This is a genomic window from Alteromonas sp. G4i35, from assembly GCF_054960375.1.
Window position 1 is genome coordinate 112000 of sequence record NZ_JBHNZD010000018.1, and the last position, 8590, is coordinate 120589.

Sequence of the window (8590 nt, forward strand, 5' to 3'; positions counted from 1 at the left end):
CACTTTCATGAATCAAAGGTCAGCAGTTCCAACCGTTAAAGAGTTTAATACCATGAGTTCAGATTTTCATTTGCAGTCTATCCTTGTTATTGATGATGACCTTGAGCTAACTGAAATGCTCTCCACGTACCTGTCGAGTATGGGTTATCAAGTGCAAGTGCGTAACGACGGCGAAGAAGGGTTATCTGAAGCTGTATCTGGACGACATTACGATCTTATTTTATTGGATGTGATGATGCCAAAGATGGATGGCTTCGATGTGTTGAAAAAACTTCGTGTCAGCCATAGCACGCCTGTACTTATGTTGACAGCAAGAGGCGATGATTACGACCGCATTTTAGGTCTGGAAATGGGCGCCGATGATTATTTACCGAAACCGTTTAACCATCGTGAGCTGGTGGCGCGAATAAAAGCGATTGTGCGTCGTCATAATCTTTCCTCAACGGGAGGAGCGGTGGAACAAGATTTATTTGTGAATGGCATCTTTTTAAGCCCAAGTAGCCAGCTCGCTAAAGTAGACGATGTGGAATTAACGCTAACCACAACTGAGTTTTTAATTTTGCGCTTACTAATGCTAAATGCCGCTCAGCGGGTAACGAAAGAAGAAATAAGCTTAAAGATACTCGGCAAGCCACTGCAAGCTTTTGACAGAAGCATTGATATGCATGTTAGCAATCTGCGAAAGAAAATCAGTGCAGTAGCCGTAGATGAAAAAATAAAAACCATCCGCGGAGTAGGGTACATGTTAATTGTTGGAAGCCATTAATGGTAAAACTGTTACGCAGCATCAGCCCAACGCGGGCCATCATGGGCCGTTTGTTTCTGTGGTTTTGGGCCACGTTCATTGTTACATCGCTTTTGGCCATTTGGGGAAGTCGCCTCTTTTTTGAAGACCTTCAAGTTGTGCAAATAAAGCCTCGCGAAATAGAAGATTTAAATCAAGCCATTGAGCGGATGCAGCGTGGGCGCTTTCAGGACCTACCGTTACATGAGACGCTAGATCGCAATTCACGTGGCGTGAGAGGTCGACTGGTTGCGGTAGATATTCGCGACAACCGCCTTATTTCAGGTGGAGGCCCTCCGCTTCGTGACAACGATAAAGAAGATTTACTGCGTTTGGTAAATCAAACCTCCCCGATTGCAGTAAAGCGCGGCGCATTCAAAATTCTCGGCCCGGTTTTCTTCGAGCGAGACAATTCACGCTTTGCGCTTTTTGCGGTAAAGCTAGATATGCCCGAAAAGCAAACTCCTCCGGTTCTGCTGTTTTTGGCGATTGCACTTATTACTACCACGCTTTTGAGCTGGCTATTTGCTAAAACGCTGACCAACCCTATTTTGCACATTCAGGGTTCAGCAAAACGTTTAGCAAGCGGCGACTGGCAAACGCGGGTGGGCAAGGCTGCCAAGCGTCAGGATGAGTTAGGTCAGTTGGCGCGCGATTTCAATAAAATGGCTGAACAGCTCGAATCAATGTGGGGCGCACAAAAGCGATTATTGGCCGATGTGTCTCACGAACTTCGTTCACCCCTAGCGCGACTGCAAATGGCGCTAGGTCTTGCCCATCAGCAAAATGTAGACCCTGCCACGTTATCTCGTGTTGAGCGAGAGGCTGATCGTATGGAAGCGCTGGTAAGCCAATTACTTACTCTTAGTCGTGCTGAAGCTGGCGAAGCCAACATGCAAAAACACGCTTTGTCTTTAGTACTCAACGATGTGCTTACCGACGCTAACTTTGAAGTGGCAAACAAAAACAAGCAGTTAAAAATTGACGATATACCCAAAAAGACGGTAGTCATTGACAGCATGATGTTTTGTCGCGCTGTCGAGAATGTTCTTCGCAATGCCATACGCCATAGCAAACTCGTCACGCATATTGCGTTTAGCGAAGATGCGCAGCATTGGTGTATTCACATTACAGATGACGGCGACGGGTTAACCATTGAGGAATGTGAGCGTATATTTTCTCCGTTTTACAGGGCAACTCTTGCCAGAGAGCGTGAGTCAGGAGGCGTAGGCTTGGGCTTATCCATTGCAAAAGCGGCAGTTGAGTTGCATCATGGTCGCATAATCGCTGAACCTGCTGAGCGCGGTGGGCTACGAGTTACTATGTCATTTCCGAAGTTATGATTGGGAACGTTGATAGCACTCCGTAGCCTAACAAAGAGCGCAATTTGACTGTAATAGGGTATTTATGAACTGGACGTTCACGTCTGAAAATAACTTAGCCAGCACTTTTGCCACGTATATCAATCCCTTCTGGCAAAACAGTGTTACTCAGGGCCACTTCTCTGGGAAAGACAATATCAAGGTACGCTTTGCGCACTGTATCCCAGAATCGCCGCGAGCTACCATTGTAATATGCTCTGGTCGAATCGAATCTTATTTAAAGTACAAAGAGTTCATTTACGATCTCTATCAAAATGGTTTCGCCGTATTCATCTTAGATCACAGAGGCCAAGGCTTGTCAGACAGGATGACCCGTGACCCTCAGCATGGTTATGTTGCCGATTTTGACGACTACGTTGATGACTTCGTTATGTTCGTAGAAACTATTGTAAAGCCACTGCAGCAAGGCCCGTTACAGCTGGTATGCCATTCGATGGGGGGGGCCATTGGTGCACTCACGCTGCTGCGTCTTCCGAACTTGTTTTCAAAAGCCGTTTTAGCTTCACCCATGTTTGGCATTAAACCCGCTCTGCCCAATTGGTTGGCAAATGGCTTAATTCGCACAGGCCTTGCGGTAAACAGGATGAAAAAGAAAGATGCGGGGTACTTTTTTGGTCAAACCCCGTATATCGCGTTTCCTTTTTCACTTAATAAGCTCACCCACAGCAAAACCCGCTATGCCCTGTTTCGTGAGCTGTATGACGAAGAACAGGATATTCAACTTGGTGGCGTGACTACAGAGTGGTTGGCAGCGGCACATCAGGCTATGAACAAAATTGAAAGTAGCGCACGCGCTATTACAACGCCCTCGCTTATATTAAGTGCAGACGATGATGCGATTATTGATAATAACCGTCAGCGCCGCGTGGCTCAGCTTATGCCAAATGCAAAACTGGAAATAGTGCCCCGCGCTTACCATGAGCTATTCACCGAGTCTGACGACATTCGCGAGCGCTCTGTGGCGCGTATTCTCGACTTTTTGACAGAAGACTCGTCTACATAAGTGCAGCCAAAGCTAACATTTAGTTAGGTAATCATACTTAAGAGCAGCGCTTTCTATTTCACAGGTAATAAAAGTGTGTGCAAGGGTGATGAAGAATGGCGTTTCGGTATAAAATAAACGAGTTGTTAACTGTGAAGGTAATTTAAAAAAGCATGCTCGATATCGTACTCTATCAGCCAGAGATCCCACCTAATACGGGAAACATCATCCGCTTATGCGCAAACAGTGGCTTTATGTTGCACTTAATCGAGCCCTTGGGTTTTGAATGGGACGATAAACGCGTTCGACGCGCAGGTTTAGATTATCACGAGTTTGCTCACGTAAAGCGCCACGCCAATTTAGACGCTTACCTAAATGATGCTAAGCCAAAACGGGTATTCGCTTGCACAACGAAAGGCAAAGCATTTCACAGCGATGTGTCTTATCAAAAAGGCGATGCGTTAATTTTCGGACCGGAAACCCGAGGTTTACCAGACGACTATATTCAATCGCTTCCCCCAGAGCAGCGTGTTCGCATCCCTATGTTGCCAGACAGTCGTAGTATGAACTTGTCTAATGCAGTATCGGTATTTGTGTATGAAAGCTGGCGTCAGTTTGGTTACGAGGGTGCTCGTTAGTACTTTCTTTAACGCTTACTGTTTTGCTAAAAACTCTTTTAACCATTTAAATCAAAAGCTTATTCAGCCTTTAAAAATGTCTGTAAAGATAGCGTAAATGTAAAGATTGTCTCTCGTGGCGAATCTTTACATTCGCTATATTGCATTCAGTTTTTTTTATGGATCGAATGCTTTGAAACTCCCTCTACCCATTAAAGTACTGCTCATTGCAATTATTGTGTTTGTGCCCGCTTATGCTGTTTATGCATGGCTATACTCACCTCAGACAAATACCGAATATCTCTTTCAAGGTGCGGAGATACGAGACATTGAATTAAATTTGGTGTCTACAGGTCAGCTTGAGCCCAAGCGCTACGTAGAGGTAGGTGCGCAGGTTTCAGGTCAGGTAGACAATATTCACGTAGAAGAGGGGGATATTGTTAAAGAAGGCGATTTGCTGGTAGAGATCGATGCCCGTGTATTTGAAACACAAGTACAGAACTCTCAAGCGGCGCTGGACAGCAAAAAAGCACAGCTGGCTCAGCTGCGGGCAGAGCGAGAACTCGCCGAAGTGAGAGCGCAACGCAATCAAAATTTGTTTAAGCAAAATGCAGTCAGCCAAGATGTAGTCGTAAGCAGCGATACAAACCTTAAAGTTATCGATACCAAGATCACGGCGAGCATCGCACAGATTAAAGCCGACGAAGCCTCGCTGGAAGGGGATATTACTAAGCTCGGGTTTGCAAAGATATTTGCGCCAATATCCGGAACTGTAGCCACCTTACCGGTGCGTGAGGGGCAAACCTTGAATGCTAATCAAAACGCCCCCGTGTTGCTTCAAATTTCCGATTTATCAGTAATGACCCTACGCGCAGAAGTGTCTGAAGCCGATGTGCAGAAAATAAAGCGCGGCATGCCAGTCTATTTCTCTACCTTGGGTGATAACAAAACCTTCTACCACTCTACCGTTCGTCAAGTGCTACCTACACCCACCGTACTCAACGACGTAGTGCTATACCAAGTGCTAATCGATGTTGAGAATCCTGAACGCACGTTAATGGACGCCATGACTACCCAAGTGTTCTTTGTGCAAGAGCAGGTGAAAGGCGCGCTTTCTGTGCCGTTAGCGGCAGTAAAAGGACGAGCTCGCAATCAATTCGTGATGCTTAAACAGGGCGATGAGGTGGTTCGCACGCCAGTAAAAGTAGGCATAAAAAATAGAACCCATATTCAAATTATAGAAGGCCTATCAGAAGGTGATGAAGTGGTTGTGGGTCTTGCAGACGGCACCGCAATGCCGGCCGCGGGCATGCGCAGAGTTCCGGGTGGGCAGCCGCCATCAGGCCCACCGCGCCGCCGTGACGGATTCTAATATGTCGTTAATACAGCTTAATGGCGTATCACGTCGCTACAAAACAGAAGGGTTTGAAGTCACCGCATTGGATAACGTTTCGTTATCAATCGATAAGGGTGAATTTGTCGCCATTATGGGGCAATCCGGGTCAGGAAAGTCGACCTTGATGAATATCCTAGGGTGTTTAGACACCCCTTCAGAAGGGGTGTACCGTATCCACGGACAGTCAGTATCCTCGCTAAATCCCGATCAACTTTCTGCCCTTCGCTTGAAAACGTTCGGGTTTGTTTTCCAACGCTATCAGCTACTGTCGTCGCTAAATGCGACTGAAAATGTGGCACTGCCAGCAATATACAGCGGTACGTCTAGCGAAGATCGCACTCTAAAAGCGCAACAGCTGCTTGATAAGCTTGGCCTTTCAAGCAGAAAAGAGCACAAACCCGGAGAGCTTTCAGGTGGCCAACAACAGCGTGTCTCGGTAGCGCGAGCCTTAATTAATGGTGCAGAAGTAATACTAGCCGACGAGCCCACCGGGGCGCTTGACTCGGCCAGCGGAGAGCAGTTACTGGCGCTGCTTCGAGAGCTTCACGCAGAAGGGGTGACTATTATTCTTATCACCCACGATAGTGCAGTTGCTGAACATGCCGACAGGCAAATACACTTGCTTGATGGGAAAATTGTAACAGATACCAAAACCGCTGCGCCTAGCACAAGTGAATCATTCGAAAAGAATACGGCTTCAGTGCAGCACGTACATTCTCAAGAGCCCAAATCAGTACCGGCAATTAAACCTTTTCCAAGTATCTCACTTTTTTCAGCCCTATCTATGGCGTTCACTGCCCTTAGAATGAATTGGTTTAGAACCTTGCTCACACTCTTGGGGATTATTATTGGTGTAGCGGCAGTGGTGACCATGATGGCCATCGGTGAGGGAGGTAAACAGCAGGTACTAGAGCGCATTGAAACCATTGGCACGAACCTGATTTCGATTAGGCCGGGTGGACGAAACATGCGCTCATCCGGTGATATTGCATCGCTGACGTTAGCCGATGCCACTGCATTGAAAAGTGTTCCGGGTGTGGCTTATGTCGCGCCGGAAAGAAGTGCAAGGGCAACCATCCGATTCAGCGAAAACGATTTTTCAGGACGTATTACAGGCACCACACCTGACTACTTTCATGCTAAAGACTGGGAAATGGCGCAGGGCGTGTTTTTCAGCGATGAAGACGTAACAAATTATGCGCCTGTGGTGGTAATTGGAGATACGGTAGCTGAGACCCTGTTTGAAGATAAATATCGGGCAGTAGGCGAGTACATCTTGATGCAAAATGCCTTTTATCAGGTCGTAGGTGTACTTCATTCTAAGGGCGCCAGTGCAGGTGGTAACGATATGGATGACGAAGTGCTCATTCCGGTTACAACTGGCCGTTTGAAGGTATTTGGTCGGGATTACTTAAGCAGCATTACCATAAAGGCAGAAAGTACCGAAGTAGCCACTCAGGTAAAAGACGATGTGCTGGCACTGTTGGTAGAACGTCACGGACAAGAAGACGTTATGGTGCGTACCACAGAGTCACTGGTAGAGGCGGTCACGGAAACGCAAGACACGTTAACTTGGCTCTTGGCGTCTGTTGCTGCTATATCTTTGTTTGTTGGCGGTATCGGTGTAATGAATATCATGCTGGTCAACGTATCTGAGCGTAAGAGGGAAATTGGACTACGCATCGCCACAGGCGCAAAGCCTCGCGATATATTGCGCCAGTTCAATATCGAGGCATGGGTAGTGTGTATCTTGGGTGGTATCTTCGGCATTCTTCTGGGCTATTTTGTTGTCCTTATCGTTGCTTCATTCAGTGTGCCTGTCGCCTACACGCTAATGCCGCCCGTTTTGGCTTTTGTCACATCTCTCGCTGTAGGGCTCATTTTTGGTTATGCCCCTGCTCAAAAAGCATCAAAGCTTAATCCCATTGACGCGTTGGCAGAGGAGTAACGCCATGCATTCTTTTCGTTTTTCTGTGCCTCTTGCCGCTCGTTCATTACTGTGCGCGTTCTCTTGTATCGTGCTGACCGCAAGCTGCGCTTATTCACCTTCTACAACGTTGCCCGAAACTGACACGCAGGCGCTACAAAAAGCGAAGTCTGTGGACGCGACTATTCAAATAACAACATCATGGTGGAAGGTGTTCGAGGTGGCTGAACTTGCGCCCGTTATGAAGACGCTTGAAAGCCAAAATTTAACCCTTAATCAAGCCGAGCAGAGGGTAAAACGAGCGCAATTTCTATTAGCACAAGTTAATGCAGGTGACGTTCCGACTATAACGGCGAGGACATCTGGACGCAGTGGAAGAGACCTAGATAGTGGCCGTTCAAGCCATTCTACCTCAGGTGGACTGGGGTTGAGTTATGACGCGGACATATGGGGTACACGAGAAGCTCAGCAGCGCAGTCGTCAGTTAGGTATCGATACTGCACAGTATCAGTTTACCGATGCGCTGTTAGACACCCAGGCGTTGTTTATAAATACCCTTCTTGAGCAGATTTCATTGCAGTCGCGGCTGTCTATTGCGATGCAAAACGTTGAGATTAGCGAAGCGCTGCTAAACCTAGTTCAAATTCGCTTTGAAGAGGGGGATACCTCAGGTATTGAGGTTTCCCAACAGCGCAATACCTTGATCAGTGCTCAGTCGGAGGTGCTGCGACTGAGCAATAGTTTAACGCTTAATGAGCGGGCATTAGCGGTATTGTTAGGTAATGAATCTATGCAATTTAATACGCCTGAACAAAAAGCGCTGCTTTCCCTTTCGCTAACCGATTTTTCACTGCCCGAAGTGGCACCTATATTAAGCGCTGAGGTATTGAAGCAGCGTCCAGATGTTCAGTTAGCTATAGCGCAATTTAAGCAGGCTGATTTAGCGTTTTACGAAGCGTCAGTGGCAGGTCTTCCAGGAATGAGCTTAAGTGCAGATATTGGCGTTAGTGATTTACTGGACTTAGCGCAAGGGTGGACCTTGAGTGCTGCAATAAGCTCAGCAGCAACCCTGTTCGATGGCGGTAGATTAGAAGCTGCAGAAAATGCGGCGAAAACCGACGTGGATTTAGCAATATTACAGTATCAACAGACTGTGCTTAGAGCGATAGAAGCGTTGTTAAACAGCCAAACTAATTTGGCATTTAATCAACAAAACTACCGTTATTCGTTAGCGTCACTCGAGAACAATCAGCAGCTTTATCATCTTGCGGATATTCGTTACAAAGCCGGTGACACTGACTTTCTGAATTTGCTTAATGCTCAACGTAGCTTTTTCTCGGCTAGGCAATCTGTGATCAGTAACTATCAAGCCGTACTCTCTTCTGTCATTGCCACCTACAGAGAAAGCGCAGGCGCCGACATCACTTCGCCATAGCATTTAGATTTTCTCAAGCAGCAATACGAAAGCCCTGTGAACAGGGCTTTTTTGTGCGTTTTGTAAG

The 8590-nt window shown here is 46.9% G+C and carries 7 protein-coding genes; all 7 read left to right on the plus strand.

Annotated features, from left to right (window positions below; all coding sequences use genetic code 11):
• Positions 1–52: 52 nt before the first annotated feature.
• The 7 genes from ACFI6L_RS13205 (at position 53) to ACFI6L_RS13235 (ending at position 8523) form a co-directional block, all read left to right on the plus strand.
• A complete protein-coding gene (locus ACFI6L_RS13205; protein ID WP_039225152.1) occupies positions 53–766 on the plus strand; it encodes a response regulator transcription factor in 714 nt (237 codons plus the stop codon).
• Positions 766–2127, plus strand: coding sequence for an ATP-binding protein (locus ACFI6L_RS13210; RefSeq protein ID WP_069943631.1), 1362 nt, complete (start codon positions 766–768; stop codon positions 2125–2127). The genes ACFI6L_RS13205 and ACFI6L_RS13210 overlap by 1 nt, the downstream gene beginning before the upstream one ends.
• Positions 2128–2191: 64 nt before the next feature.
• Positions 2192–3169, plus strand: a complete 978-nt coding sequence (locus ACFI6L_RS13215; RefSeq protein WP_014948061.1) for an alpha/beta fold hydrolase — start codon at positions 2192–2194, stop codon at positions 3167–3169.
• Positions 3170–3321: 152 nt separating this feature from the next.
• A complete protein-coding gene (gene trmL, locus ACFI6L_RS13220; RefSeq protein WP_069943632.1) occupies positions 3322–3786 on the plus strand; it encodes a tRNA (uridine(34)/cytosine(34)/5-carboxymethylaminomethyluridine(34)-2'-O)-methyltransferase TrmL in 465 nt (154 codons plus the stop codon).
• 172 nt (positions 3787–3958) lie between these two features.
• Positions 3959–5137: an efflux RND transporter periplasmic adaptor subunit gene (locus ACFI6L_RS13225; RefSeq protein WP_240491553.1), complete on the plus strand. Its 1179-nt coding sequence runs from the start codon at positions 3959–3961 to the stop codon at positions 5135–5137.
• A 1-nt stretch (position 5138) separates the two neighbouring features.
• A complete protein-coding gene (locus tag ACFI6L_RS13230) occupies positions 5139–7109 on the plus strand; it encodes a MacB family efflux pump subunit (RefSeq protein ID WP_069943634.1) in 1971 nt (656 codons plus the stop codon).
• Positions 7110–7113: 4 nt separating this feature from the next.
• Positions 7114–8523: a TolC family protein gene (locus tag ACFI6L_RS13235; protein WP_462574172.1), complete on the plus strand. Its 1410-nt coding sequence runs from the start codon at positions 7114–7116 to the stop codon at positions 8521–8523.
• The last annotated feature ends 67 nt before the right edge of the window (positions 8524–8590 follow it).

Bases quoted from the DNA above. Each gene is read 5' to 3' on its own strand.
- ACFI6L_RS13205 (WP_039225152.1), top strand. From the start codon at position 53: ATGAGTTCAGATTTTCATTTGCAGTCTATCCTTGTTATTGATGATGAC.
- ACFI6L_RS13210 (WP_069943631.1), top strand. From the start codon at position 766: ATGGTAAAACTGTTACGCAGCATCAGCCCAACGCGGGCCATCATGGGC.
- ACFI6L_RS13215 (WP_014948061.1), top strand. From the start codon at position 2,192: ATGAACTGGACGTTCACGTCTGAAAATAACTTAGCCAGCACTTTTGCC.
- trmL (WP_069943632.1), top strand. From the start codon at position 3,322: ATGCTCGATATCGTACTCTATCAGCCAGAGATCCCACCTAATACGGGA.
- ACFI6L_RS13230 (WP_069943634.1), top strand. From the start codon at position 5,139: ATGTCGTTAATACAGCTTAATGGCGTATCACGTCGCTACAAAACAGAA.
- ACFI6L_RS13235 (WP_462574172.1), top strand. From the start codon at position 7,114: ATGCATTCTTTTCGTTTTTCTGTGCCTCTTGCCGCTCGTTCATTACTG.